The organism is Streptomyces sp. NPDC090022 (genome assembly GCF_044748145.1).
Classification (GTDB): domain Bacteria; phylum Actinomycetota; class Actinomycetes; order Streptomycetales; family Streptomycetaceae; genus Streptomyces.
In genome coordinates this window covers 147,177-171,433 of record NZ_JBIVFN010000017.1, presented here as the reverse complement: position 1 = coordinate 171,433, position 24,257 = coordinate 147,177, and the positions used below count along the sequence as shown (strand labels likewise).

The window sequence follows — 24,257 nt, the reverse complement described above, 5'->3', positions numbered from 1 at the left end:
GAAGCTAAGCCTTTCAGCGCCGATGGTACTGCAGGGGGGACCCTGTGGGAGAGTAGGACGCCGCCGAACAATCATTGTGGGAAAGCCCCGCACCTTATGGTGCGGGGCTTTTCTGCGTTCAGGGCCGAAGCCGAAAACGGGTGGACGGCGGGTGACCCGGGCTGGCTAGGATCCGCCGCATGACCAAGCACGTGATACGAGCCGTACGCGCCGACGAGTGGGAGAAGGTCAAGGAGCTGCGGATCACCGCGCTGCACGACCCCGTCGCTCCCATCGCCTTCCTGGAGAGCATCGAGACCGCCGAGGCCCGGACCGACGTCGAGTGGCAGGACCGGGCCGCCGGCGCCGCCTCCGGGCGCGCGGTGCGGCAGTTCGTCGCCGAAGCCCCGGACGGGTCGTGGGACGGCAGCGTGACGGTGCTGGTCGAGGAGATCGGCACGACCGACTTCCTGGAGCGCGTCATCACGGTGACGCAAGGCCACGTCGTCGGCGTGTACGTACGCGAGGGCCTGCGGGGCAGCGGGATCGCCCAGGAGCTGTTCCGGGCCGCGCTGGACTGGTGCTGGTCGCTGGAAGGGCCCGCCCTGGAGCGCGTACGCCTCTACGTGCACGAGAAGAACGAGCGGGCCGCCGCGTTCTACCGGAGGGTCGGGTTCGAGTTCTCCGGTGACGTGGTGCCGATGCCGGGCGATCCCTCCGCCAAGGAGCACGAGTACGTCGTCCAGCGGCCCGTGGACACCCTCTAGCGGGCCGGCAGTTCCGCCGCCTCCGGCCAGCGGGCGCGGGCCTGCTCGCGGCTGCGGCACAGCGCGAGCATCGGCAGGGTCGCGTCGGTCAGCAGGTCGGGGAGCTGGGGCAGCGGAGCCACGGCGGCGACGTCGTCGAGGATCAGCGACAGTGGTGGGTCGAGCCGGCCGTGGGATGACCGTGCGGCCATGCGCCGGCCGTGCTCGACCACGCTTGACGCGAGTGCGGTCAGCAGGGGCATCGCACCCGGGTGGGTACGGGGATCCTCCAGGGCCTCACCCACCACGTACAGGCTGCCCCCTTCGGTCAGAAACGATGCCAACGTGAGCGAATCCGTTCGGTTCGGGTTGCAGGCCTCACGGATATGGATCGATGTCAGACAGGAGAGGGCACGGGCCGTCAGCTGCTGCGCCATGTCGCGCCGTTCGGGATGGGCGGTGAGGGCGCTCTCCAGCTCGCCCGCGGTGCCGGCGGCCGCCTGCGGGTGGGTGCGCAGCACGCGTACGGGATCCTGGGCGCCCGTACCCTGGGCCCAGCGGTGCAGCTGCTTGAACGGGCGGTCGTCCAGCGCGACGGCGTGCAGCCAGCAGCGCAGCAGCGTCTCCGCCGTATCGGCCACCGCCGCATCGATCCGGGCCTGCGGCCGGACGGGCGCCAGCAGCGCGAGCGCGCGGGCCGCCGCCGTGTCACGGTCGGTGCAGCCCTCGGCCGGATTCCAGTGCATCCGGGCCGGGGTGTCGCACAGGTGCGAGGGGTCGTACAGGAGGACCGGGCCGAGCTTGGCGCGGGCGTCCTTGGTCTCCGCCCACAGGGTGGGGGAGGAGGTCACGATCAGTGCCGCGCCCTCCGACTCGGAGATGCGCTGCGCGGCCGCGTGGAAGCGGTCGTTCGGGCCGCCGTAGCGCATCCGACCGCCGCTCCGGGAGGGGCTGTCGACCGGCGCGGCGGGTGCGGCGGGGGCGTGGCCGAAGCCGTAGCGGTAGGCCTCGTCGAGGGGCCCGCGGCCGTGCGCGGAGACCGCGGCCGCCGCGCTGGCGCCGGTCGGGGCGTGTGCGGGCGGCCCCGGAGGCGGTCCGCCGTCCGCGGTCACGGGTTCGCGGCGGGGGGCCTCCCGGGGCTCCGGGACCGCCGCCGGCCGCTCGGTGCCGGTTCGGGCCTCCTGGCGGGCTTCCCGGGCGAGGGCGCGGCGGGACTTCGTACGGGCGATCACGCCCATGCCGAAGACCGTCAGGACGAACAGCACCAGCAGCTGGCTGACGAACAGGCCCCAGAACAGCCCCCACCCCGACAGGGCGGCCGGGTCGGTGTCGGGCCAGGCGGCGGCCACGTCGTGCGGTTGCGCTATCAGCGCGCGGACGGCGCCCGGGGTGTGCGAGAAGGAGACCGTGTCCGGCCAGGCGCCGCGGGCGAACCAGGCCGCCAGGCCCGTCGCCGACCAGACGAGGACGGCCAGACCCAGCAGGAAGGCCAGCAGGCCGACCAGCAGGCCGTCCGGGACACCGCGTTGTACGGGCCGTTCCTCGCGCATCTCAGGCCACCGTGGCCCCGCCGCCCCGGCGTCTCTCGATCATCATCGCGCGTTCCTCCGCCTCCAGTTCGGCCGCGAGCAGGTCGTCGGGCAGCCGCTCCGGGGCGGGTGCCGAGGACTCGGTCATGGCGCGGTCGGTGAAGACCAGCGGCCGTTCGGCCTCGGTGATCAGGTGTTTGACCACCTGGACGTTGCCGTTGACGTCCCAGACCGCGATACCGGGGGTCAGGGTCGGGATGATCTCGACCGCCCAGCGGGGCAGGCCGAGGACCCGGCCGGTGGCGCGTGCCTCGTCGGCCTTCTGGGCGTAGATGGTGCGGGTCGAGGCCATCTTCAGGATGGCCGCCGCCTCGCGCGCGGCCGCGCCGTCGACCACGTCGGAGAGGTGGTGGACGACGGCGACGAAGGACAGGCCGAGGCGCCGGCCGAACTTCAGCAGCCGCTGGAAGAGCTGGGCCACGAAGGGGCTGTTGATGATGTGCCAGGCCTCTTCGACCAGGAAGATCCGCTTCTTGCGGTCGGGCCTGATCCAGGTGTGCTCCAGCCAGACGCCGACGATCGCCATCAGGATGGGCATGGCGATGGAGTTGCGGTCGATGTGGGACAGGTCGAAGACGATGAGCGGGGCGTCGAGGTCGATGCCGACCGTGGTGGGGCCGTCGAACATGCCGCGCAGGTCGCCGTCGACGAGGCGGTCGAGGACGAGGGCGACGTCCAGGCCCCAGGCCCGTACGTCGTCTATGTCGACGTTCATGGCCTGCGCCGACTCCGCCTCCGGGTGGCGCAGTTGTTCGACGATGTCGGTGAGGACAGGCTGGCGGTCGAGGATGGTCTCGACGACGTACGCGTGCGCGACCTTGAGCGCGAAGCCGGAGCGCTCGTCGAGGCCGTGGCCCATGGCGACCTCGATGATGGTCCGCAGCAGGGCGAGCTGCCCGGTCGTGGTGATGGCCGGGTCGAGCGGGTTGAGCCGGATGCCGCCGTCGTTCGCGGCGATCGGGTCCAGCCGGATGGGAGTTATCCCCAGCTCCTGCGCGATCAGGTTCCATTCGCCGACGCCGTCCTCGCCCTGGGCGTCGAGGACGACGACCTGGCGGTCGCGGAACCTCAGCTGGCGCAGGACGTACGTCTTCTCCAGCGCCGACTTGCCGTTGCCGGACTCACCGAGGACCAGCCAGTGCGGGGCGGGGAGCTGCTGCCCGTACAGCTGGAAGGGGTCGTAGATGTATCCCTTGCCGCTGTACACCTCTCGTCCGATGATCACACCGGAGTCGCCGAGGCCGGGGGCGGCCGTCGGCAGGTAGACCGCCTGGGCCTGGCCGGTGGAGGTGCGCACGGGCAGCCGGGTCGTCTCGACCTTCCCGAAGAGGAAGCTGGTGAAGGCGTCCGTCAGCACGGACAGCGGATCTCGCATGGCGGGTCTGCCCTCCAGCTAGCGTCGGATGCCGGTGGCGAACGGCAAGGTGTTGACGAAGGCACGGTGGTGCTCGCGGTCGCACCACTCCAGCTTCAGGTACGACTTGCCGGCCGAGGCGCGGATCGTGCGCTTGTCGCGGGCGAGGGCCTCCGGCGAACGCGAGGACACCGTGATGTACCCGACCAGGTTGACTCCGGCAGCGCCGCTGGCCAGATCTTCACCCCTCTGGTCGAGCCGGCCGTGGGCGGCGATGTCGCGGGGGTCGACGGTGCGGTTCATCTTGGCGGCGCGGGAGGCATCGGCCTCGTCGTTGGTCTTCTCGGTCAGCATCCGCTCGATGGCGACCTCGGTGGGCTCCAGGTCCATGGTGACGGCGACCGTGCGGATCACGTCGGGGGTGTGGACGAGGAGCGGGGCGAGGAAGTTGACGCCGACGGGGGTCATCGGCCACTCCTTCACCCAGGCCGTGGCGTGGCACCAGGGGGCGCGGGTGGAGGACTCGCGGGTCTTGGCCTGGAGGTAGGTGGGCTCCATGGCGTCGAGCTCGGCGGGCCAGGCGTTGCGCTTGGTCATGGCCTGGATGTGGTCGATGGGGTGGTCGGGGTCGTACATGGAGTGCACGAGGGAGGCGAGGCGGCCCTGGCCGAGCGGCTGGCGTACACGGATGTCGGCCTCGGCGAGGCGGGCGCAGATGTCGGTGAGCTCGCGGGCCATGACCACGGCGAGACCGGCGTCCTTGTCGAGGCGGCCCTTGCCCGGCGTGGCGCGGGCGATGGTGTGGGCCTCGGCGGCCAGCTCGCGCGTGTAGTGCATGCAGGCCACGAGGTACGCGCGGTGCTGCTCGGAGGAGGTGGAGACCATCGACTGCAGCTGGTCGTAGGAGTCGCGCAGCCAGACGGGCGCGTTGACGTCGCCGCGCTGGGCGACGTCCTTGGCGTGGGCGTCGGGGTCCGCGGGGAGCGTACGGGCGAGCATCTGCAGGCGCGTGACGAAGCCGTCGCCGTTGGCGACGTGCTTGAGGAGGGTGCCGAACCGGTCGACGAGGGCTTCCTGGTCCTCGCTGTCGCGCAGGCCGACGCCGGGTCCCTCGATCTCGATCGCGGCGGTGACGGTGCGGCGGTCGGCGTGCAGGAGGACGGCGATCTCGTCGGGGCCGAAGGGGGCGGCGAGCCAGTTGATGCGGCCGATGCCGGGGGGCGGGCCGACCTCGACCTCGCGGCCGTCGGCGGCGCGGACGCCGGCCTCCATGGCGCCGGAGCGGTAGGTGGCGCGGCGGCGCACGGTGCGCTTGAAGCTGCGGTTGATCTCGAACCACTTGTAGAAGGTGCGGCCCTTGTAGGGGACGTAGACCGCGGCGAGCGCGAGCATCGGGAAACCGACGAGGCTGACGATGCGCAGGGTGAGGTCGGGGACGAGCAGTCCGCCCATCATGCCGAGGAAGGCCCCGGCGATGATCAGCGCGATCTCGCCCGTCTCGCGGTTCTTGCCGACGATCGCGTTCGGCCGGGCGCGGCCGATGAGATACGTGCGGCGGGGCGCGACCGGGTGGATCTGGTGGGACTGGGTCGTCAACGCCCGTCACCTCCTGTGTTCCTCGTGCTCGTGCTCGTGCTCGAACTCGTACGGGGCGGGGGTGCGGCGGAGGGGACATTTCCGCCGCCGGCCCCGCCGCCGGAGCCGCGGCTGCTGTGTGCGGCCATGCCTCCGGAGATCTGGCCGGCGTCGCCGCCGCCCCCGCCGCCGGCGCGGTGGGCGCCGCCGCGGCTGCTGTGGGTCTTGATGCCCTGGGAGACGAGGGTGGCCGGGGAGCTGATGACGGCGGCGGCCTGGGCGCCGTCGGTGGCCTGCTTGCGGTTGCTGCGGGCGGAGACGATCTCGTCGCCGAAGCCGGGGACGAAGCGGTAGATCATCGCGGAGGCGAAGATCGCCAGCAGGATGATCGCGAGGCCGGAGACGACGGCGGAGAAGGCGTCGGGGCCCTTCTCGCCGGCGAGGGCCCCGGCGAGGCCGAGGACGATGACGATGACCGGCTTCACGAGGATGACGGCGATCATGATCCCGGCCCAGCGGCGGACGTGGCCCCACATGTTGCGGTCGACCAGGCCGGCGTAGACGACGACGCCGAGGAGGGCGCCGACGTAGAGCAGGGCGGCGCGGATCACCAGTTCGAGGGCGAGGACGCCGGCGGCGAGGACGGTGACGAGGGCGACGACGATCAGCATGATCGGACCGCCGCCGATGCTGTCGCCCTTCTTGAGGGCCTCGACGAAGGAGCCGAAGAACACGTCGGTCTGGTTGCCGGTGGCGGAGGCGATGACCTCGGAGACGCCGTCGGTGGCCGAGACGACCGTGTGGAGGATCAGGGGCGTGAAGGCGGAGGCGAGGACGGTCAGCCAGAGGAAGCCGATGGCTTCGGACATGGCGGTGGTGAGGGGGACGCCGCGGATGGCCCGCTTGGTGACGGCGAGGAGCCAGAGGACGAGGGTGAGGATGGTGGAGGCGGCGAAGACGATGGCGTACTGCTTGAGGAAGCTGAGGTTGGTGAAGTCGACGTCGGCGGTGCCCTTGACGATCTTGCTGAGCTCGCCGACGATCCAGGCGGCGGCGTCGGCGCAGCCCTTGGCGAGGGACGCGAGCGGGTTGAGGGCGTCGGCGGGGTTGCTGGGCGCGAGGCCGGCTCCGCCGGGGGTGCTCCCGGGCGCGGGCTCGCCGCCTTCGCAGTAGTCCTTCGCGGGTCCGCGGATCAGGTCGCACGCCTCGTTGCCCGGGGTCGTCGGACCGGGGGTGGGGGCGGCGGCCACGCGGGCGGCGAACAGTACGACCGTGGTCTGCACCGCGGCGAACAGCGCCGTGAGGCGCAGGACACGAGGGTCAGCGCGCATAGGTGAACCCTCCGAACTGCGATACGGCATTGGCCATCTCTTCGGCCGAGGAAGCGGCCTGGTCCCGCCCGACGGGGACGGGCCCGTCCTTCTGCGTGAAGGAGGCGATCTTCCAGTCCCCGTTGTTCCAGCGGAGCTCGAAGGTGTTCGTGTACCAGCTCTCGGCGACCGGGTTCGTCGATCCTTCGCCTGCGAGACCGAAGAGCGTCGAGTACCAGACGGAGACGTTCGCGGTGTCGCCCTCGAGCTTCTCGACCTTGCTGCCGACCGGATTCGTGCGCGAGATGAAGGTCAGTCCCTTCGGCGCCTTGGCGTTGGCGTCGAGCCCGATGCGGGTGAGGAAGTCCTTGTTCGAGTACACGCGGTCCAGGTCCGCCTGGCGTGCGGCGGCCACGTCGGGCAGGTATACGGTGCTGACGATGGCCCGGCGGCGTGCGGCGTCGAACATGCCGTCCGAGCCGAGGGCCACGGCGTAGTTCGCGGCCGCCGACTGCGCGCCCTGGGCATCGTGCGCGAAGCCCTTGGGGATCTCGCCGTGCTTGCCCTCGACCGGGCGGACCCCGGTAGGGGCCGTCGCGCTGTCTGCGGGGGCGTTGTCCGAGGTGGGGGTCGGGGTGGTGGGGTCGTCGCCCTGGTTGGCGAAGGCGATCGCCGCGATCAGGAGGACCACCACGCCGACCACCGTCACCAGGCCCCGGGACGAGCGCGCGGGGCGGCGGGCGCCGCCGTAGGGGTCGGACGCGGAGTCCGGCAGGCGGGTACGGGTCTGGCCCGTGCCGCCGACGCCGGCGTCGGTGCCGTAACCATCGTCGTGGCTCATTCCGTGTCCGCCCCCTCCGCGTCGTACGACGGTAGCGCTGGTTCCCGCGTCCACGCGGTCTCGTGAGTCGTCATCAGGATCAGGTGGCGGCGCGGTGCGTGGCTAGACGGCCATCCCGTAGACGATCGTGAACAGCGTGCCGAGCGAGCCGATGATGAAGACGCCCGTCAGGCCGGCCACGATCAGGCCCTTGCCCTGCTCCGCGCTGAACGTGTCCCGCAGGGCGGTCGCGCCGATGCGCTGCTTGGCCGCGCCCCAGATGGCGATGCCCAGGCACAGCAGGATCGCCACGGCCATGACCACCTCGATCATGACCTTCGCTTCGTTGCCGAGGCTGCCGAACGGGCCCCAGTTCGGGGCGATTCCGCCGATGATGGTGGTGATGTCGCCTTTTTCCGCTGCCAGGATCATGTAACTCACCGCCCCTGTATGGGTAGTTCCGGTTGCCCGCGCGTGCGGCAGGCTGCACGCCCTATCTTCGCTGATGAAACCGCGGTCGTATGTCGACTTGGCGGCTCTCTTTGCGCGATCTCTCGGCACGTGCCCCGCTCGGGCCCTGCGACCTGGTCTGATGGGGCGTCTGTACGAAAGAACGTATGGTCACTCTGTGTATCACGCGGGATGACCCCGGGCAATGAATGCCGTCTCGGCGTATGGGGGGCGCACAGGTGTCCGCGCGCGCCGGGTGCTGTCAGTGGGGTCCGGCACGCTGGTGCCATGACGACAACACCGTGGACCCTCGCCGACCTTGCGACCGCCCTGCGGGCGTCCTGGTCCGCCGACACCTGCGAGCCGGCGGACATCACGGGGATCGGCTGGACGCCCGGCAATCCGGCCTGGGGGCAGTGCGACATCACGGCCCTGGTCGTCCACGACCTGCTGGGCGGGGAGCTGATGGTGGGTGAGGTCTTCCACGAGGGCCGCCAGGAGGGCTACCACTGCTGGAACGTGCTGGCCGGCGGGATACCCGTCGACCTGACGCGCGAGCAGTTCCGGCGCGGGGAGACGATCACGCGGGAGCGGGTCGTCGAGCGTCCCGCCGACCGGCGGCCGCGGCGCTGGGCGCAGTACCAGGTGCTGCGGCAGCGGGTCATCGAGCGGCTGGGGCCGTTCCCCGGCACGGTCGGGCCTGAGGGGCGGCGCGTGGCGTTCGCCGACCACGGCGGTCCGGGGGAGCCGCTGCTGGTGCTGGGCGGGCAGGTTGTCGACCCGGGCCCGGAGTGGCGGGTGATCACCCTGGCGGACGGTGCCCGGGCCGAGGACGTGGCGGGTGTCCTGGAGCGGCTGATGCTCGGGCCGGCCGTGGTGCTGGCGCAGGGATCGGACGCGCTCGCGGCCGCCCGGTCGGCCGGCGAGCTGCGGCCGGAGCTGGTACGGGCCGTGGTGGAGGCGGGGGCGGGGGCAGGGACGGGGGCGGGTGTGCCGGCGGAGCTGTCGGCGCGGGGGTGAGTCCGGTACGCCGCCCGGTTACGCCCGCCAGTGCGCCGGACGGTCCAGGCCGGGCGGGATCCGGGTGGCCGCGTCGCCGCGGGCCGCGTTCAGCTGGGCCTGGGTGAGGAAGACGGCGCCGGTGAGGTCGGCCCCGGCCAGGTCGGCGTCGCGGAAGTCGGCGCCGATCAGGTCGGCGGTGCGCAGGTCGGCCCGGGACAGGTCGGCGGCGATCAGGTAGGCGCCGCGCAGGTTGGCGCCCGCGAGGCGGGCGCCGGCCAGCCGGGCGCCCATCAGGTCTGCGCCCCGGTGGTTCTTCTTCCTGCCGGGGACCTGGGCGCGCACCAGTTCGCTGGTCTTGAGCAGCAGGGTGTTGATGCCCTGGCGCAGGGCGCCGACGTCGGCCGCGGCCAGTGCGGCGGCGTCGGCGGCCACCAGCCGCTCGGTCTCGGCCAGGGCGCGGCGCAGCCCGGCGTGGACGGGGCGGGCGGCGGGCAGGGTGAGGGCCTCGGTGACGTAGAAGAGCAGCTCGTGCAGCTGGCGCTGGACGGGGAAGACCTCGAACATCTGCTGCCGGGTCTCCGGGTGCGCCCGCCAGTCGCGGCCGCCGAAGGTGACCTGGGAGACCTGCTGGCCCGCGCCGAAGCAGTCGAAGACGGTGCAGCCGGGGAAGCCGGAGTCGCGCAGGCGGGTGTGGATCCCGCACCGGAAGTCCTGCTGGAGGTTGGTGCAGGGGGTGCCTGCGGCCTTGTCGACGGCGAAGTCGGCGGACCGGGCGAAGGGCAGGGCCACGCAGCACAGCGCGAAGCAGTTCGCGCAGTCGGCCTTCAGGGCGGCGTGGCGAGCCGCCGGGTCCGGGGTCGCCGGGTCCGGGGTCCGGGACGGGTCCGGGGTCGCCGGGTCCGGGGTCCGGGACGGGTCCGCGTCCTGGGCCGGGGACGGGTTCAGCGGCGGGTTGCGGGACGGGTCCTGGTTCCGGTTCGGGCGGCGGGCGGGGCGGCCGGTGGTGCGGTCTGTGGCGGGGCGAGTGCGGGACACGGGTCCATTGTCACCGTTCGGGCCGCTCCGGCCGTATCCGCAGGGGGTCCACCACGCGGCGTCGGCCTCCTCCGCCTCCCGCGCGGCTCCGGCGTCCGGCCCAAGTGTCCGCTTTCCGGACGGTCTTGATCAGGGAGGGGAGCCGGGTGAGCATCCACGCATGACAGAAGTGATCGCAGTCGCCCTCATCACCGTCCTCGCCGTGATCAGTCCCGGCGCCGATTTCGCGATGGTCGTCCGCAACAGCTACCTCTACGGGCGCACGACCGGTCTCTTCGCCGCGGCCGGCGTCGCGGCGGGCGTGCTGGTGCACGTCTCGTACACGATGCTCGGCGTCGGGCTGCTGATCGCCTCCTCCACCACGCTGTTCACCGTGATCAAGCTGGGGGGCGCGGCGTACCTGGTCTGGATCGGCATCCGCACCTTCCGGGCCCGCGCCGAGCTGACCGTGGACCTGGAGTCGAAGCCGCAGCTCACGCCGCTGGGGGCGCTGCGCTCGGGGTTCCTGACCAACGTCCTCAACCCCAAGACGACGCTGTTCGTGGTCTCCACCTTCACCCAGGTCGTCAACCCGGGCACCCCGGTGTGGCAGCAGGCCGGGTACGGGCTGTTCATGTCGGTGGCGCACCTGGCGTGGTTCGGTGCGGTCGCCCTCTTCTTCTCCGGCACCCGGCTGCGCGACCGGATGCTCAAGGCGCAGAAGGCCCTCAACCGGGTCATCGGTTCGGTGCTGGTGGGGCTCGGGGTGAGCCTGGGCTTCGCCCGCTGAGGCCGCGCAGAGGGCTGGTGCCGGAGGTTACCTGTGGGTAGCGTGAGGGCCATGGCTTCCGCCGAGGGGTTCTACGAGCGTACGGACGCCACGCGGTTCCTGGCCCGCGAGCACACCCGCGGCCCCTGGGACCCCGAGGCACAGCACGCCGGTCCGCCCGCCGCGCTGCTGGGCCGCGCCGTCGAGGAGCGGCCCGGCGCGCGCGACGACATGCGGCTGGCCCGGATCACGTACGAGGTCCTGCGCCCGGTGCCCATCGGCGCCCTGGAGATCACCACCACCGTGCTGCGCGCCGGGCGCAGCACGGAGGTGGTCGAGGCGGCCCTGACCCCCGAGGGCGCCGGCGGCCCCGTGATGCTGGCGCGCGCCCTGCGCGTACGGGTCGCGGGCGAAGCCGTACCGGCCGTCCTGGAGGCACCCGGGCTGCCCGCTCCCGGTGAGGTCGGGGTGACGCCGTTCTTCCCCGTGCCGTGGGAGGTCGGTTACCACACCGCCATGGAGACCCGTTTCACCCACGGCGCGTTCCTGGAGCCCGGCCCCGGCACCTGCTGGATGCGGATGAAGGTGCCGCTGGTCGTGGACGAGCCGGTCCGCCCGCTGGACCGGGTCCTGATCGCCGCTGATTCCGGCAACGGCATCAGCGCCGTCCTGGACATCTCCCGGTACCTCTTCATCAACAGCGACCTGACGGTGCATCTCCACCGCCACCCGGTCGGTGAGTGGGCCTGCGTGGAGGCCCGTACCAGCGTCGACCCGGCGGGCATCGGCCTCGCCGACGCCCGTCTCCACGACGAGAAGGGGCCGATCGGGCGCAGCGCGCAGAGCCTGTACGTCGCCCCGCGCTGACCCGTGCCGCGCAGCCCCAACCCCCGTCCCGAGCTGTGGAATCGGTGTGGCAGGCTCGTCCGCGTGGATGCCCTGAAGGACACCGATCCAGCGCACCTCGGCGCGCACGTCCTGCTCGCCCGGCTCGGCGCCGGAGGCATGGGACAGGTGTACCTGGCGCGCTCGCCGGGCGGGCGGCTGGTGGCGGTCAAGGTGGTGCGCGAGGAGGCCGTCGGGCATCCGGAGGCGCTGGCCCGCTTCCGGCGCGAGGCGGAGACGGTACGGGCGGTGCGCTCGGCGTACACCGCGAACCTGATCGACGCCCAGCTCGCCGCGACGCCGTACTGGCTGGCCACCGAGTACGTGGCCGGGCCGACGCTCGCCCGCGCGGTGGCGCACCGCGGCCCGCTGCCCGCCGCGACCTGCCGCCGGCTGGCCGCCGCGCTGGCGGAGGGGCTGGCGAGCGTCCACGGCTACGGGGTCACGCACCGCGACGTCAAGCCCGCGAACGTCATCCTCGGCGCGCAGGGCCCGCAGCTCATCGACTTCGGGATCGCGCGGGGCGCCGGTTCGACCGCGCTCACCGGGCCCGGCGCGGCGCCCGGCACGCCCGGTTACACCGCGCCCGAGGTGCTGCTCGGCGGGGCGGCCGGCCCGGCGGCGGACGTCTTCGGGCTGGGTGCGGCCCTGGCGTACGCGGCCACCGGCCGGCCGCCGTTCGGTGACGGCGCGGCCCCCACCGTCGGCTACCGGACGGTGCACGAGCCGGTGGACGTCGCCGGGATCGAGCCGGAGCTGGCCGCGCTGATCGAGGCCTGCGTCGCCAAGGACCCGGCCGCGCGCCCGGATCCGCGGGAGGTGATCCGCCGCTGCGGGGTCCGCGAGCCGCTGGTGGAGGACCCGGCGTACGTCGCCCTGGGCGGCCTCGGTGACGCGGTGCCGACGGTGCCGCTGCACGAGCGGTGCACCCAGGGCCCGGGCCCGGTGGCCCCGCCGCCGCCAGGCCCCGGTCCCGGTCCCGGTCCTGGTCCTGGTCCTGGTCCCGGTCCCGGGTACCCGCCGCCCGGGTACCCGCCCCCGCCGTACGCACCGCCCGGCGGGCGCGCGGGGCGCCGTACCGCGTGGGTGGCCGCCGGGGTGGCGGGGGCGCTCGCGCTCTCCGTCGGCGCCTGGCAGCTGCTGCCGCTGGGGAAGGGCACGGCCCGGGACGGGGGCGCGCAGGCCGGCCCCGCGACCGGACCGACGGGCACCCCGGGAGCCGCGACGCCCGGAACCACGACGCCCGGAACCACGACGCCCGGCGGTGGCGCCGCCTCCGGGCGGCCGCCGGCGGCGTACCTGGAGAACAACCGGCTCTCCGACTACCACTGGACCCGCGACCCGGACCCGGCGCGCGCCGCCTCCGGGCACGGCCGGTGCAATCTGCCGCCCGAGCGGACGGCGCCCGGCGCGGGCGTGCAGACCTCGGTCACCTCCGACGGCACCACCGCGAGGATCAGCGTGCGCGTCAAGCTCGCGGAGGCCTCCGGCGCGGCGCCGCCGCCGTACCACGTGTCCGTGGCGGTCAAGGCGCCCGACGACATCCTGCTCGACAGCGGCAAGCCCTTCCCCGGAGCGCCCAACCGGTCCGTCGGCTACACGAGCAGGCCCGTCGACGTCCACCGGGAGTGGCGCACCGGCGGCTTCGTCGAGCTGACCTACCCCGACGACTTCCGGCACCACCTGGCCGGGCGGTCCTGGGACGCGATCCCGCTCGCCGCCGACCCGGGGGACTGGACGGTCGTCGTCTACCACGTCGAGGATGACCCCAACCAGTACGGGAGCATCGACTGTTCCGGCTTCCGGGTGGGGTAGTCGGCACGGCCGACGGGAAACGCCCCTGAAGGGGGTTTCGATGGGGGAGGGTTGACGGGTGCGCAAGTTCTGGATGGCAAGCGGGATCGGAATCGGGGCGGCCCTGAGCTTCCTCGTGCTGCTCGTGGTCGGTACGTACGCGGCTGCGGCGAGCATCGTGGGCGGATCCGCTCCGGGCGCCGGCGCCATAGGCCTCACCAAGGGGGCGGTGCCCGCGAAGTACCAGCCGCTCGTCGAGAAGTGGGGCAATCTCTGCCCCGCCATCAACCCGGCGCTGCTGGCCGCCCAGCTCTACTCGGAGAGCGGCTGGAACCCCAGGGCGGTCAGCCCGGCCGACGCGCGCGGTATCGCCCAGTTCATCCCGGGCACCTGGGCGGGTCACGGCATCGACGGCGACGGGGACGGGGACCGGGACATCTGGGACCCCAACGACGCCATCCCGTCGGCCGCTTCGTACGACTGCGAGCTGGCCAAGGACGTCAAGGGCGTGCCCGGGGACCCGACGAAGAACATGCTCGCCGCCTACAACGCGGGCGCGTACGCGGTCATCAAGTACCAGGGCGTGCCGCCGTACAGCGAGACCCAGGGCTACGTGAAGGCCATCACCACGCTGGCGCAGAGCTTCGCGCGGCCGGTGGGCCGGGTGGCGCCCTCCCAGCAGGCCGCCGGTGCCATCTACTTCGCGCAGAAGCAGCTCGGCAAGCCGTACCTGTGGGGCGGCAACGGTACGGCCGACCAGGGCGGGCGCTTCGACTGCTCGGGGCTGACCAAGGCGGCGTACGAGACGGTGGGCATCGACCTGCCGCGCGTGGCGAACGACCAGTACAACGCGGGTCCGCACCCGTCCCGTTCGGAGCTGCTCCCCGGTGATCTGGTCTTCTTCTCCGACGATCTGACGAACTCTCGGGAGATCCGCCACGTGGGCCTGTACGTCGGCGGCGGTTACATGATCAACGCTCCGTACACCGGCGCCGTGGTCCGCTTCGACCGGATCGACACCCCGGACTACTTCGGTGCGACCCGGGTGACCAAGGACGGTGCGCAGGCGCTCCCTTCACGCCCCGCGGATGGCAACTCTCCGTAAGGCAGAGGCCCTGAGCTGCGACGATGAGTCACTCTTCGATAACGTTGCCGTGATCATTCGATGGAGAGCGGAACGTATCCGCCAGAACGGGCGTTCCATGGGCAGCGGGGGATGATCATCCGGGGGGCCGGAGGGGCGCACACCGACGTGCGCCCGCAGGGGACCGAAGCAAGGGCAAGGGGCCGCAATCACCATGGCTGGACTCACGAGCGGTGGGCCGAACGTGGACGTCAGCCTGCTGTACGACATCAACGGCCTGACCCGGCGGACCCCGGACTGGGCGGACCGGATCGTGGGCCTCGTCGGGGAGTACGGTCTCCCGCTCGCGATGGTGCTGCTGGTGCTGTGGTGCTGGCGCGGGACCCGCAGGCAGGACGAGGCCGGCGCCGCCGAGTCGTTCGCTGCGCTGGTGTGGGCCCCGCTGGCGGCCGGGATCGCGCTCCTCGTGAACGTCCCGCTGCGCGAATTCGTGGGCAGGCAGCGCCCCTTCCTGCGGCACGAGGGGCTTGAGGTCCTGGCCCCCGGCAAGACCGACTTCTCCTTCGTCAGCGACCACGCCACGCTCACCATGGCGCTCGGCGTCGGCCTCTTCATCGCCGACCGCAGGATCGGCCTGGCCGGTATCGGCCTCGCCCTCGTCGAGGGCCTCTTCCGGGTGTTCATGGGCGTGCACTACCCCACCGACGTCGTCGGCGGCTTCGCGCTGGGCACTGCGGTCGTCCTGCTGCTGGCGCCCGCCGCGATGGCGCTGCTCACGCCGATGGCCCTGGCGGTCGCCCGGTCGCCGCGCGCGGGGTGGCTGGTGCGGGCCCGCGGCCCGGTGACGGCCCGTCCGCTGGACCTGCCGCAGCCCCAGACCCCGCCGGGCGCCCTGCCCCGCGACAACGACCTGGCGGCCTGACCCCGGCCACCGTGTCCGCCGGACGGCGCGCGCCCTGCGGACGGCGTGCCTAGCGGGCGGCGTGCTCCAGGGACCACACCGCCCAGCCGATCAGCGCGAGCACCGCCGCCAGGGCGAGCGACCCCAGCGCGAACCCGGCCCGCAGCCGCACGGAGGCCGCCTCCTCGCCCCTGCGCACCCGGCGCCGGGCGAACAGGGACTCCACCACCGACCACAGGGCCGGCACCAGCGCCGCCGGTGCCGCCACCACCCCCATCATGACGCCCGCCCAGGGCAGCAGGAACGCCAGGCCGAGCAGGGTGATGGCGACGGCGCCGCTGACCAGCGCCCCGGTGCCGGCCGGCCGCAGCCGTATCTGATCGTGGGTCATGGGGCCGAGGCTACGGCCGTCCGGGCCCGGTCCGCCTGGGCGCGGATACTCAGCTCCGCTACTCAGTTCCGCCACTCGGCTTCGCTGCTCGGCCCCACTCCTCGGCCCCGCTCCTCGGCTCCGCTCTCAGCCGTGGCCGTACGCGTCCCGCACCACCAGCAGGACCGCCGCCAGCAGGCACAGCAGCGAGACCACGAAGCAGAACCGGACCGCCGCCGGGCGGGGCCGGCTCAGCGGTCGCCGCCCTTGCGGCGGCCCGGCGCGGCGTCCTCCCGCCGGTAGCGGTAGCGGTGGCGCAGCCACAGGCCGGTGGCCACGGACGCGGCCGTGGTGGCCCCGATGGCCAGCGCCACGTCCGCGGGGCCGTCCGCCGTCCCGACCGGTTGCGCCATGGCGGGGCCGGCCGGGACCAGCGTCAGGAGCAGGGCCGCCCCGAGAAGGGCGGCGCGGGATACGGCTCGTCCTGGCATACGTACAGGTCATCGACCCTGCCCGGATCCGGCCACCGGGGTGGGCCGCACGGGTCATGGAACACCTAGGCGGTGTGGCCGTCGGCGTCTCTGCGGGCGAGGTCGCGGGAGCGGCGGGCCGGGCCGCGCCAGCCGCAGCTGCATTCGGCCAGGGCGAAGGCGCCGCGTTCGGCGGTACGGGTGAGGTGGTCGGCCGGGCGTGGGTGCGCGAGGGCCGCGAGCGACGGAGCGGAACGCTCCGGAGGGTGCTTGTCCACCGTTCAACGGTACCTCCACCCGCGCGGTATCCCCGTGACGGGGAACCCCGCCCCTCGTTAACCGGAGCGGGTGGGGGCCTCGGGCAAGCAGCGGTCATGCGTTGGGGGTTGGCAGGCGATGGTGGTGCACCAGCACAGACTGCGGGACGGGCGCGCGGGTGCGGCGGCCGCCGCCGCCCTGGCCCTGGCGGCGGTCTCCGGATGCGGAGGCGGCGGTACGGACGGCAAACCGCCCGCCGACGGGACCGCCGCCGTGCGCGGGGCGGCCGACGTACTCGCCCGGTCCGGCAGCGCGCGGGCCCGGACGGCGATGGAGATGGCCACCGGCGGAACCCGGGTCACCATCCGCGGCGAGGGCGGCGTGGACTTCCGCAGCCGGATGGGACAGCTCCTGGTCATGCTGCCCGCCGACGTCACCGGCAGGCCCGGCCACCGCCCCATCACCGAGCTGCTGACCCCCGGCGCCCTCTACATGAAGAACCGGGGCGCGGGCGTGCCCGCCGACAAGTGGGTCCGCGTCGATACGACCACCCTCGGCGACGGGAACCTGGTCACCGGCGGCGCCACCGACCCGGTCGTCGCCGCCGAGCTGCTGCGCGGCGCGGAGGAGGTGAGTTACGTCGGTGAGACGGAGCTGGCGGGGACGAAGGTCCGCCACTACCGCGGCACCACCGACATCGGGCGGGCCGCGCTCAGGGCCTCGCCGGACGCCAGGGGCGCCCTGCAGGCGGCGGCGAAAGGGTTCAGCACGGACACCGTGCCGTTCGACGCCTACCTCGACGAGGAAGGGCGGCTGCGCAAGGTGCGGCACCGCTTCAGCTATGTGAACAAGGGGGAGATCGACGTCTCCTCGACCACCCTGCTCTACGGCTTCGGCACACCGGTGACCGTCGTGCTGCCGGCCGGCGGGGACATTTACGCAGGAAAGATCGCGGACTGACCGGGACGGCGGGAAGGGCAGCGCGATCGGGCCATGCCCGGTATCCGGAAATGGTCCATCCGTGTCATGCGCACAGCGCCCCGGCCTCCCTAGGCTGAGACCCCGACGGCGATTGAGGTCGGCAGAAAGAGGTGACCTTCGTGACTCCCGCGGTCGGTATGACGGTGCAGGACTGCGTGGCCCTCGCCGAGATCGAGCTGTGCGGCGAACTGATCATCGCGGCCTCCGCCGCGGACGAGGAGCGGCTCAGCCAGGACCGGATCGACGAGGTCCTGCTGGGCGTCGGCTGATCCGACGCCCCGGACGCCACCCCGCCGGTCTCAGGTCCGCAGCAGGCGGGCGATGGCCTTCGTCGCTTCCTCGACCTTGGTGTCGATCTCCGCCCCGCCCTTGCCGGCGCCCTGAGCGGAGCTCTCGATGGCGGCGGTGGCGACGCAGTGCCGCAGGTGCTCCTCCAGCAGCTGGAGCGCGAAGGACTGCAGCGCCTTCGTGCTGGCCGAGACCTGGGTGAGTATGTCGATGCAGTACACGTCCTCGGCCACGAGCCGTTGCAGCCCGCGGATCTGGCCCTCGATCCGGCGCAGCCGCTTGAGGTGCTCGTCCTTCTGGTGGTGATAGCCGTGCACGGCGCCTTCGCCCTGCGCGTGGCCGGCCGGCTCCGCCTCGGTGGTCGTCATGCGTGCTCCCGTGGTCCGGATCGAGGGATACATACCCCTCATGGGTATAGGGTACTGGGCCCTGGCAGAAGGCACAGGGGCCCGTTCCGCCCACTCTGCCTGATGGAGGACACTGGGGAACCGCCGGTTAGCCGTGGCCGGACGATGCGCCTAGCATCAGCCTGACCGAATCCGAATGCACCCCGAGGACCTCACGTGCGATTTCGTCTGACCCCCAGGGAGACGAGCTTCTATGACATGTTCGCCGCATCCGCGGACAACATCGTCACGGGCTCCAAGCTCCTGATGGAACTGCTCGGGGCGGACGCGTCCGCCCGGGCCGAGATCGCGGAACGGATGCGGGCGGCGGAACACGCGGGGGACGACGCGACCCACGCGATCTTCCACCAGCTGAACTCCTCCTTCATCACGCCGTTCGACCGCGAGGACATCTACTCCCTGGCATCGTCGCTCGACGACATCATGGACTTCATGGAGGAGGCCGTCGACCTGGTCGTCCTCTACAACATCGAGGAACTGCCCAAGGGTGTCGAGCAGCAGATCGAGGTCCTGGCCCGGGCGGCCGAGCTGACCGCCGAGGCCATGCCGCACCTGCGCACGATGGACAACCTCACCGAGTACTGGATCGAGGTCAACCGTCTCGAGAACCAGGCCGACCAGATCCACCGCAAGCTGCTCGCCCACCTCTTCAACGGCAAGTACGACGCCATCGAGGTGCTCAAGCTCAAGCAGGTCGTCGACGTGCTCGAAGAGGCCGCCGACGCGTTCGAGCACGTCGCGAACACGGTGGAGACCATCGCGGTCAAGGAGTCCTGAACCTCGTGGACACCTTTGCGCTGGTCGTGACCATCGGTGTCGCGCTCGGCTTCACGTACACCAACGGCTTCCACGACTCCGCGAACGCCATCGCGACCTCGGTCTCCACGCGGGCGCTGACCCCGCGCGCGGCCCTGGCCATGGCCGCCGTGATGAACCTGGCCGGTGCCTTCCTGGGCAGCGGGGTCGCCAAGACGGTCAGTGAGGGTCTCATCGAGACGCCTCAGGGCACCCGCGGCATGTGGATCCTCTTCTCCGCGCTCGTCGGCGCGATCGTCTGGAACCTGATCACCTGGTACTTCGGGCTGCCCTCGTCCTCCTCGCACGCGCTCTTCGGCGGCATGGTCGGCGCGGCGCTGGCCGGCGGGACGGCGGTCATCTGGAGCGGGGTCGTCGACAAGATCGTCATCCCGATGTTCCTCTCGCCGATCGTCGGTCTCGTCGTCGGCTACCTGGTGATGGTCGTCATCCTGTGGATCTTCCGGCGGGCCAACCCGCACAAGGCCAAGCGCGGCTTCCGGATCGCGCAGACCGTCTCGGCGGCGGGCATGGCGCTCGGGCACGGTCTCCAGGACGCCCAGAAGACCATGGGCATCGTGGTGATGGCCCTGGTCATCGCCGATGTCGAGGACGCCGGCGACCCGATCCCGGTGTGGGTCAAGATCGCGTGCGCCGTGATGCTCTCGCTGGGCACGTACGCGGGCGGCTGGCGCATCATGCGTACGCTGGGCCGCAAGATCATCGAACTGGACCCGCCGCAGGGCTTCGCGGCGGAGACCACCGGCGCGTCGATCATGTTCGGCTCGGCGTTCTTCTTCCACGCGCCGATCTCCACGACCCACGTGATCACCTCGGCCATCATGGGCGTGGGCGCGACCAAGCGGGTCAACGCGGTCCGCTGGGGCGTCGCCAAGAACATCATCCTCGGCTGGTTCATCACGATGCCGGCGGCGGCGCTGGTGGCGGCGTTCTGCTTCTGGATCGTGAACCTGGCGTTCGTCTGACGCCGGGCGCCTGCGGCGTGCGAGCGGGCGCGGCCCTTTTGCTGGGGGTCCGGGGGTTGTCCCCCGGGTGGGTGCAGCATCACGATGCCGGCGGTGGCGCTGGTGGCGGCGTTCTGCTTCTGGATTGTGAACCTGGCGTTCGTCTGACGCGGGGCGCCTGCGGCGCCTGCGGCACTGGCGGAAACGAAAGCGGGCCCGGCTCCCCCCACCCAGGGGGAGCCGGGCCCTTTCGCCTTGCGGTGGCACCGCCATGCAGCACCGCAGGACGCCTGGACGTCTCTAGCCGAAGCGGCCCGAGATGTAGTCCTCGGTGGCCTGGACGGACGGGTTGGAGAAGATCCGCTCCGTGTCGTCGATCTCGATGAGCTTGCCGGGCTGACCGACGGCCGAGAGGTTGAAGAAGGCCGTGCGGTCCGAGACACGGGCGGCCTGCTGCATGTTGTGCGTCACGATGACGATCGTGAACTGCTCCTTGAGCTCACCGATCAGGTCCTCGATCGCGAGCGTGGAGATCGGGTCCAGGGCCGAGCAGGGCTCGTCCATCAGCAGGACCTGCGGCTCGACCGCGATGGCGCGGGCGATGCACAGACGCTGCTGCTGGCCGCCGGACAGGCCCGAGCCGGGCTTGTTCAGGCGGTCCTTGACCTCGTTCCACAGGTTGGCGCCCTTGAGGGAGCGCTCGACGATGACCTCGAGCTCGCTCTTCTTGAACTTGCCGTTCAGGCGCAGGCCCGCCGCCACGTTGTCGAAGATCGACATGGTGGGGAAGGGGTTCGGGCGCTGGAAGACCATGCCGACCGTGCGGCGCACGGCCACCGGGTCGACGCCGGCGCCGTACAGGTTCTCGTCGTCCAGCAGCACCTTGCCCTCGACGCGGCCACCGGGGGTGACCTCGTGCATGCGGTTCAGGGTGCGCAGGAAGGTGGACTTGCCGCAGCCGGACGGGCCGATGAAGGCCGTCACGGAGCGGGGCTCGACGGTCATGGAGATGTCGTCGATGGCCTTGTGGGTGCCGTAGAAGGCGGAGAGACCGGAAACGTCGATGCGCTTGGCCATGTGAATCAGCTTCTTTCCGTTGGCCGCGGTCAGCGACCGGTCTTCGGGGCCTTCCAGCGGGCGATGCCGCGGGCCACCAGGTTGAGGATCATGACGAAGGCGATCAGGACGAGGGCGGCGGCCCAGGCCCGGTCGTAGGAGTCCGCACTGCCGACCTTGTACTGCTCCCAGATGTAGAGGGGGAGCGAGGACTGTGCACCTTCGAAGGGGTTGTCGTTGATCAGCTGGGAACCGAAGACCAGCAGCATGATCGGCGCGGTCTCACCGGCGATACGGGCCACGGCCAGCATCACACCGGTGGAGATACCGCCGATGGCGGTCGGGAGCACGACCTTCATGATCGTGCGCCACTTCGGCACACCGAGGGCGAGGGAGGCCTCGCGCAGCTCGTTCGGGACGAGCTTGAGCATCTCCTCGGTGGAGCGGACCACGACGGGCATCATCAGGATCGCCAGGGCCATGGCGCCGGCGAAGCCGGAGGGACCGAAGCCGAGCATCAGGTTCCAGGTCGTCAGGATGAACAGACCCGCGACGATGGAGGGGATGCCGGTCATGACGTCGACGAAGAAAGTGACGGCCTTGGCCAGGGAGCCCCGGCCGTACTCGACCAGGTAGACGGCGGTCAGCAGGCCGATCGGGGCGGCGATGGCGGTGGCGAGCAGGACCTGCTCGATGGTGCCGAGCAGCGCGTGGTAGACACCGCCGCCGGGCTCGAAGCCGGCGACGCCCTTCATCGAGTGGCTGAGGAAGTAGCCGTCGAGGACCTTGAGGCCGCGGCTGACCGTGACCCAGATCAGGGAGAGAAGCGGGACGACCGCGAGGACGAAGCAGACCCAGACGACGGAGGTCGCGACGCGGTCCTTGGCCTGGCGGCGGTTCTCGATCACCGAGCTGGCGGTGTACGTGATGAGGACGAACAGCAGGGCGGCGATCAGGCCCCACTGGACCTTGCTCTGCAGACCGGCGACGGCGCCGATGCCGACGCCGAGGGCGACGGAGACGACCGCGATACCGGCCGGGGCCCAGCGGGGGAGGCCGCCGCGGGTGAGGCTGTCGGGAGCGGCGGACTTGCGCGGCCGCACGGGGCGCGGGTCCTGGATTGCGTGGCTCATCAGGCGTTCGCCCCCGAGTACTCCTTGCGGCGCGCGATGATCATGCGAGCGGCGCCGTTGACCAGCAGGGTGAGCAGGAAGAGGACGAGACCGGAGGCGATCAGCGCGTCCCGGCCGAACTCGTTGGCCTCGTCGAACTTCGCGGCGATGTTCTGCGCGAAGGTGCCGCCACCCGGGTCCAGCACGTGCAGCGAGATCAGGAAGCTCGGGGACAGGACCGTGGCCACGGCCATGGTCTCGCCGAGCGCGCGGCCGAGGCCGAGCATCGAGGCGGAGATGACGCCGGAGCGGCCGAAGGGCAGCACCGACATCTTGATGACCTCCCAGCGGGTCGCGCCGAGGGCCAGGGCGGCCTCCTCGTTCATGCGCGGGACCTGGAGGAAGACCTCGCGGCTGACGCTGGTCACGATCGGCAGGATCATGATGGCCAGCAGCACGCCGACGGTGAAGAGCGAACGCGCGACGCCGACCTGCGTCTTGTCGAAGACGTAGGTCCAGCCCATGTACTCGTCGAGCCAGAGGTTCAGGCCGCCCAGGTAGGGCACGAGGAAGAGCGCGCCCCAGATGCCGTAGATGATCGACGGCACGGCCGCGAGCAGGTCCACGACGTACGCGAGGGGCGCTGCGAGCTTGCGCGGCGCGTAGTGGGAGATGAAGAGGGCGATGCCGACAGCGATCGGGACCGCGATGACCATCGCGATGATCGAGCTGACGACGGTGCCGAAGAGCAGGACGGCGATGCCGAAGACAGGGGGGTTGGCCGACGCGTTCCAGTCGAAGGTGGTGAGGAAGTTGCCCTCGTTCTTCGACAGCGCGATCGAGGCACGGTAGGTGAGGAAGGCGGCGATCGACGCCATGATCACCAGGAGCAGGATGCCGGAGCCCTTGGAGAGCCCGGAAAAGACCTTGTCACCGGCACGGCCGGTGGAGGTCTTGCGCCCGGAGACAGGCGGAGCCTGGTCTATCTGGGTGGGTGTGGTGGAAGCCATGTTCTTTCCGGTCTGTGTGGGGGCCGTGCCCCCTGGCGGCGGTGCACCGGATCCCCCCGGAGGGGGAGGACACCCGGGTGCCGATCCGATCGGACGGGAGCGGATCGGCACCCGGGGTCGTTACCTGTTGCGGGTTCTACTGCAGGCCGGCGACGACCTCGCGGACCTTCTTGTTGATCTCGGCCGGGATCGGGGCGTAGCCGTTCTCGGAGAGGATCTTCTGGCCCGCGTCGCCCGCGGTGTAGCCCAGGAAGGACTTGACGGCGGCGAGCGTCTCGGGCTTGTTGCCCTTGTCGCAGACGATCTCGTAGGTCACCAGGACGATCGGGTAGGCACCCTCGGCCTTGGTGGCGTAGTCCAGCTTGAGGGCCAGGTCGGAGCCGGTGCCCGTGATCTTGGCGGCGGCGATGGCCTTCGAGGCGTTCTCGGAGGTCGCGGCGACCGGGGCGGCGGCACCGGTGTTGATGTCGACCGTCTTGATGCCCTGCGAGCTGGCGTAGGAGAGCTCGAAGTAACCGATGGCGCCGTCGACGGCCTTGACCTGGCTCGCGACACCCGCGGAGCCGGACGCGGCCTGGCCACCCGGGGCGGGCCACTTCTTGGCGGCCTCGTAGGTCCACGCGTCACCGGCGGTGGCCTTGAGGTACTTGCCCAGGTTCTCGGTGGTGCCCGAGTCCTCGGAGCGGTGGAAGGCCTGGATGGCGGTGGGCGGCAGGTTGACGCCCGGGTTCAGCTTCTTGATGGCCTCGTCGTCCCACTTCTTGATCTTGTCGTTGAAGATCGCGGCGAGGGTGGGGGCGTCGAGGGTGAGCTTGTCGACACCGTTGACGTTGAAGCCGATGGCGACCGGGCCGCCGACCATGGGCAGGCTGATGCCCTGGCCACCGGTGCAGATCTTCTTGGAGTCCTCGACCTGCTCCGGCTTCAGCGCCGAGTCGGAGCCGGCGAAGCCGACGGTGCCCTGGTTGAAGGCGACGATGCCCTCACCGGAGGAGGAGGACTTGTAGTTGACCTCGATGCCGGAGCAGGCGGCCATGTAGTTCTTGATCCACAGGTCGACCGCGTTCTTCTGCGCGGAGGAGCCGGACGCGAGCAGCTTGCCCTTCGCGTCGTCGCACTTGATGTCACCGGCGGCGACGGTCGGCTGCTTGGTGCCGGAGCCGTTGTCCTTGGTGTTGTCGTCCGAGCCGCACGCCGTGAGGACCAGGGCGCCGGACACGACGAGGGCCCCGAGGGCGGAGGCACGAAGCCGGTTCTTGCGCTGAAGCTTCAC

Annotated in this window: 26 protein-coding genes; 11 read left to right on the top strand and 15 right to left on the bottom strand. The window is 71.6% G+C overall.

Going from position 1 to position 24,257, the window contains the following annotated elements:
• The first annotated feature begins 179 nt into the window (after nt 1-179).
• Nucleotides 180-746, top strand: a complete 567-nt coding sequence (locus ACIPXB_RS26450; protein WP_401453868.1) for a GNAT family N-acetyltransferase — start codon at nt 180-182, stop codon at nt 744-746.
• Here the strand turns inward: ACIPXB_RS26450 and ACIPXB_RS26445 are convergent.
• The 6 genes from ACIPXB_RS26445 to ACIPXB_RS26420 form a co-directional block, all read right to left on the bottom strand.
• Entirely contained in the window at nt 743-2,275 is a 1,533-nt protein-coding gene (locus ACIPXB_RS26445) for a type VI secretion protein (protein ID WP_401453867.1), read from the bottom strand. The genes ACIPXB_RS26450 and ACIPXB_RS26445 overlap by 4 nt on opposite strands.
• A gap of 1 nt (nt 2,276) precedes the next feature.
• Nucleotides 2,277-3,689: an ATP-binding protein gene (locus tag ACIPXB_RS26440; protein WP_401453866.1), complete on the bottom strand. Its 1,413-nt coding sequence runs from the start codon at nt 3,687-3,689 to the stop codon at nt 2,277-2,279.
• Nucleotides 3,690-3,707: 18 nt separating this feature from the next.
• A complete protein-coding gene (locus ACIPXB_RS26435) occupies nt 3,708-5,264 on the bottom strand; it encodes an SCO6880 family protein (RefSeq protein WP_401453865.1) in 1,557 nt (518 codons plus the stop codon).
• Entirely contained in the window at nt 5,261-6,574 is a 1,314-nt protein-coding gene (locus ACIPXB_RS26430) for a hypothetical protein (RefSeq protein WP_401453864.1), read from the bottom strand. The genes ACIPXB_RS26435 and ACIPXB_RS26430 overlap by 4 nt, the downstream gene beginning before the upstream one ends.
• Nucleotides 6,564-7,394 carry a hypothetical protein gene (locus ACIPXB_RS26425; RefSeq protein ID WP_401453863.1) on the bottom strand — a complete coding sequence of 277 codons (831 nt, stop codon included), beginning with the start codon at nt 7,392-7,394 and terminating at the stop codon, nt 6,564-6,566. Before ACIPXB_RS26425 ends, ACIPXB_RS26430 begins: the two co-directional genes overlap by 11 nt.
• Before the next feature lie 102 nt (nt 7,395-7,496).
• On the bottom strand, nt 7,497-7,805 hold the full coding sequence (locus ACIPXB_RS26420) for a hypothetical protein (RefSeq protein ID WP_008742356.1): 309 nt from the start codon (nt 7,803-7,805) through the stop codon (nt 7,497-7,499).
• Nucleotides 7,806-8,111: 306 nt separating this feature from the next.
• Here ACIPXB_RS26420 and ACIPXB_RS26415 point away from each other — a divergent pair, with 306 nt between their 5' ends.
• Nucleotides 8,112-8,843 (top strand): hypothetical protein, encoded by a 732-nt coding sequence (locus tag ACIPXB_RS26415; protein ID WP_401453862.1) that lies wholly within the window; start codon nt 8,112-8,114, stop codon nt 8,841-8,843.
• A gap of 18 nt (nt 8,844-8,861) precedes the next feature.
• On the opposite strand, the gene ACIPXB_RS26410 is transcribed toward ACIPXB_RS26415, so the two are convergent.
• Nucleotides 8,862-9,653: a pentapeptide repeat-containing protein gene (locus tag ACIPXB_RS26410; protein ID WP_401453878.1), complete on the bottom strand. Its 792-nt coding sequence runs from the start codon at nt 9,651-9,653 to the stop codon at nt 8,862-8,864.
• 367 nt (nt 9,654-10,020) lie between these two features.
• Here ACIPXB_RS26410 and ACIPXB_RS26405 point away from each other — a divergent pair, with 367 nt between their 5' ends.
• From ACIPXB_RS26405 to ACIPXB_RS26385, 5 genes are all read left to right on the top strand, one after another.
• A complete protein-coding gene (locus tag ACIPXB_RS26405; protein ID WP_401453861.1) occupies nt 10,021-10,629 on the top strand; it encodes a LysE family translocator in 609 nt (202 codons plus the stop codon).
• Between the two features lie 51 nt (nt 10,630-10,680).
• Nucleotides 10,681-11,475 carry a thioesterase family protein gene (locus ACIPXB_RS26400; RefSeq protein ID WP_401453860.1) on the top strand — a complete coding sequence of 265 codons (795 nt, stop codon included), beginning with the start codon at nt 10,681-10,683 and terminating at the stop codon, nt 11,473-11,475.
• A 63-nt stretch (nt 11,476-11,538) separates the two neighbouring features.
• Complete coding sequence (locus ACIPXB_RS26395; RefSeq protein WP_401453859.1) at nt 11,539-13,308, top strand: serine/threonine-protein kinase; 1,770 nt, start codon at nt 11,539-11,541, stop codon at nt 13,306-13,308.
• A gap of 73 nt (nt 13,309-13,381) precedes the next feature.
• Nucleotides 13,382-14,392 (top strand): NlpC/P60 family protein, encoded by a 1,011-nt coding sequence (locus ACIPXB_RS26390; RefSeq protein WP_401453877.1) that lies wholly within the window; start codon nt 13,382-13,384, stop codon nt 14,390-14,392.
• A gap of 193 nt (nt 14,393-14,585) precedes the next feature.
• Nucleotides 14,586-15,293: a phosphatase PAP2 family protein gene (locus tag ACIPXB_RS26385; RefSeq protein WP_401453858.1), complete on the top strand. Its 708-nt coding sequence runs from the start codon at nt 14,586-14,588 to the stop codon at nt 15,291-15,293.
• 49 nt (nt 15,294-15,342) lie between these two features.
• Here ACIPXB_RS26385 and ACIPXB_RS26380 read toward each other — a convergent pair whose 3' ends face one another.
• The 3 genes from ACIPXB_RS26380 to ACIPXB_RS26370 form a co-directional block, all read right to left on the bottom strand.
• The gene (locus ACIPXB_RS26380) at nt 15,343-15,663 is read right to left on the bottom strand and encodes a hypothetical protein (protein WP_401453857.1); all 321 of its coding nucleotides are present in this window, start codon (nt 15,661-15,663) and stop codon (nt 15,343-15,345) included.
• Between the two features lie 230 nt (nt 15,664-15,893).
• Nucleotides 15,894-16,133: a hypothetical protein gene (locus ACIPXB_RS26375; protein ID WP_401453856.1), complete on the bottom strand. Its 240-nt coding sequence runs from the start codon at nt 16,131-16,133 to the stop codon at nt 15,894-15,896.
• Between the two features lie 65 nt (nt 16,134-16,198).
• A complete protein-coding gene (locus ACIPXB_RS26370; protein WP_401453855.1) occupies nt 16,199-16,390 on the bottom strand; it encodes a hypothetical protein in 192 nt (63 codons plus the stop codon).
• A 118-nt stretch (nt 16,391-16,508) separates the two neighbouring features.
• Here ACIPXB_RS26370 and ACIPXB_RS26365 point away from each other — a divergent pair, with 118 nt between their 5' ends.
• Nucleotides 16,509-17,330 (top strand): hypothetical protein, encoded by an 822-nt coding sequence (locus ACIPXB_RS26365; RefSeq protein WP_401453854.1) that lies wholly within the window; start codon nt 16,509-16,511, stop codon nt 17,328-17,330.
• A gap of 140 nt (nt 17,331-17,470) precedes the next feature.
• A complete protein-coding gene (locus ACIPXB_RS26360; protein ID WP_401453879.1) occupies nt 17,471-17,620 on the top strand; it encodes a hypothetical protein in 150 nt (49 codons plus the stop codon).
• Nucleotides 17,621-17,650: 30 nt separating this feature from the next.
• Here the strand turns inward: ACIPXB_RS26360 and ACIPXB_RS26355 are convergent, their stop codons facing one another.
• Complete coding sequence (locus ACIPXB_RS26355; RefSeq protein ID WP_401453853.1) at nt 17,651-18,007, bottom strand: metal-sensitive transcriptional regulator; 357 nt, start codon at nt 18,005-18,007, stop codon at nt 17,651-17,653.
• Between the two features lie 195 nt (nt 18,008-18,202).
• Here ACIPXB_RS26355 and ACIPXB_RS26350 point away from each other — a divergent pair, with 195 nt between their 5' ends.
• Nucleotides 18,203-18,823, top strand: coding sequence for a DUF47 domain-containing protein (locus ACIPXB_RS26350; protein WP_401453852.1), 621 nt, complete (start codon nt 18,203-18,205; stop codon nt 18,821-18,823).
• Nucleotides 18,824-18,828: 5 nt separating this feature from the next.
• On the top strand, nt 18,829-19,827 hold the full coding sequence (locus tag ACIPXB_RS26345) for an anion permease (protein WP_401453851.1): 999 nt from the start codon (nt 18,829-18,831) through the stop codon (nt 19,825-19,827).
• A gap of 279 nt (nt 19,828-20,106) precedes the next feature.
• On the opposite strand, the gene pstB is transcribed toward ACIPXB_RS26345, so the two are convergent.
• From pstB to pstS, 4 genes are all read right to left on the bottom strand, one after another.
• Nucleotides 20,107-20,883 carry a phosphate ABC transporter ATP-binding protein PstB gene (gene pstB / locus ACIPXB_RS26340; RefSeq protein ID WP_401453850.1) on the bottom strand — a complete coding sequence of 259 codons (777 nt, stop codon included), beginning with the start codon at nt 20,881-20,883 and terminating at the stop codon, nt 20,107-20,109.
• Between the two features lie 29 nt (nt 20,884-20,912).
• Nucleotides 20,913-21,995 (bottom strand): phosphate ABC transporter permease PstA, encoded by a 1,083-nt coding sequence (gene pstA, locus ACIPXB_RS26335; protein WP_401453849.1) that lies wholly within the window; start codon nt 21,993-21,995, stop codon nt 20,913-20,915.
• The gene (gene pstC / locus ACIPXB_RS26330; RefSeq protein WP_401453848.1) at nt 21,995-22,984 is read right to left on the bottom strand and encodes a phosphate ABC transporter permease subunit PstC; all 990 of its coding nucleotides are present in this window, start codon (nt 22,982-22,984) and stop codon (nt 21,995-21,997) included. Before pstC ends, pstA begins: the two co-directional genes overlap by 1 nt.
• Before the next feature lie 136 nt (nt 22,985-23,120).
• Nucleotides 23,121-24,257, bottom strand: coding sequence for a phosphate ABC transporter substrate-binding protein PstS (pstS, locus tag ACIPXB_RS26325; RefSeq protein ID WP_401453847.1), 1,137 nt, complete (start codon nt 24,255-24,257; stop codon nt 23,121-23,123).

What these genes read in the sequence shown, in the direction of transcription:
- ACIPXB_RS26450 (WP_401453868.1), top strand. Translation starts at nt 180, where the DNA reads ATGACCAAGCACGTGATACGAGCCGTACGCGCCGACGAGTGGGAGAAG.
- ACIPXB_RS26445 (WP_401453867.1), bottom strand. Translation starts at nt 2,275, where the DNA reads ATGCGCGAGGAACGGCCCGTACAACGCGGTGTCCCGGACGGCCTGCTG.
- ACIPXB_RS26440 (WP_401453866.1), bottom strand. Translation starts at nt 3,689, where the DNA reads ATGCGAGATCCGCTGTCCGTGCTGACGGACGCCTTCACCAGCTTCCTC.
- ACIPXB_RS26430 (WP_401453864.1), bottom strand. Translation starts at nt 6,574, where the DNA reads ATGCGCGCTGACCCTCGTGTCCTGCGCCTCACGGCGCTGTTCGCCGCG.
- ACIPXB_RS26425 (WP_401453863.1), bottom strand. Translation starts at nt 7,394, where the DNA reads ATGAGCCACGACGATGGTTACGGCACCGACGCCGGCGTCGGCGGCACG.
- ACIPXB_RS26420 (WP_008742356.1), bottom strand. Translation starts at nt 7,805, where the DNA reads ATGATCCTGGCAGCGGAAAAAGGCGACATCACCACCATCATCGGCGGA.
- ACIPXB_RS26415 (WP_401453862.1), top strand. Translation starts at nt 8,112, where the DNA reads ATGACGACAACACCGTGGACCCTCGCCGACCTTGCGACCGCCCTGCGG.
- ACIPXB_RS26405 (WP_401453861.1), top strand. Translation starts at nt 10,021, where the DNA reads ATGACAGAAGTGATCGCAGTCGCCCTCATCACCGTCCTCGCCGTGATC.
- ACIPXB_RS26400 (WP_401453860.1), top strand. Translation starts at nt 10,681, where the DNA reads ATGGCTTCCGCCGAGGGGTTCTACGAGCGTACGGACGCCACGCGGTTC.
- ACIPXB_RS26390 (WP_401453877.1), top strand. Translation starts at nt 13,382, where the DNA reads ATGGCAAGCGGGATCGGAATCGGGGCGGCCCTGAGCTTCCTCGTGCTG.
- ACIPXB_RS26385 (WP_401453858.1), top strand. Translation starts at nt 14,586, where the DNA reads ATGGCTGGACTCACGAGCGGTGGGCCGAACGTGGACGTCAGCCTGCTG.
- ACIPXB_RS26380 (WP_401453857.1), bottom strand. Translation starts at nt 15,663, where the DNA reads ATGACCCACGATCAGATACGGCTGCGGCCGGCCGGCACCGGGGCGCTG.
- ACIPXB_RS26375 (WP_401453856.1), bottom strand. Translation starts at nt 16,133, where the DNA reads ATGCCAGGACGAGCCGTATCCCGCGCCGCCCTTCTCGGGGCGGCCCTG.
- ACIPXB_RS26365 (WP_401453854.1), top strand. Translation starts at nt 16,509, where the DNA reads ATGGTGGTGCACCAGCACAGACTGCGGGACGGGCGCGCGGGTGCGGCG.
- ACIPXB_RS26355 (WP_401453853.1), bottom strand. Translation starts at nt 18,007, where the DNA reads ATGACGACCACCGAGGCGGAGCCGGCCGGCCACGCGCAGGGCGAAGGC.
- pstB (WP_401453850.1), bottom strand. Translation starts at nt 20,883, where the DNA reads ATGGCCAAGCGCATCGACGTTTCCGGTCTCTCCGCCTTCTACGGCACC.
- pstA (WP_401453849.1), bottom strand. Translation starts at nt 21,995, where the DNA reads ATGAGCCACGCAATCCAGGACCCGCGCCCCGTGCGGCCGCGCAAGTCC.
- pstC (WP_401453848.1), bottom strand. Translation starts at nt 22,984, where the DNA reads ATGGCTTCCACCACACCCACCCAGATAGACCAGGCTCCGCCTGTCTCC.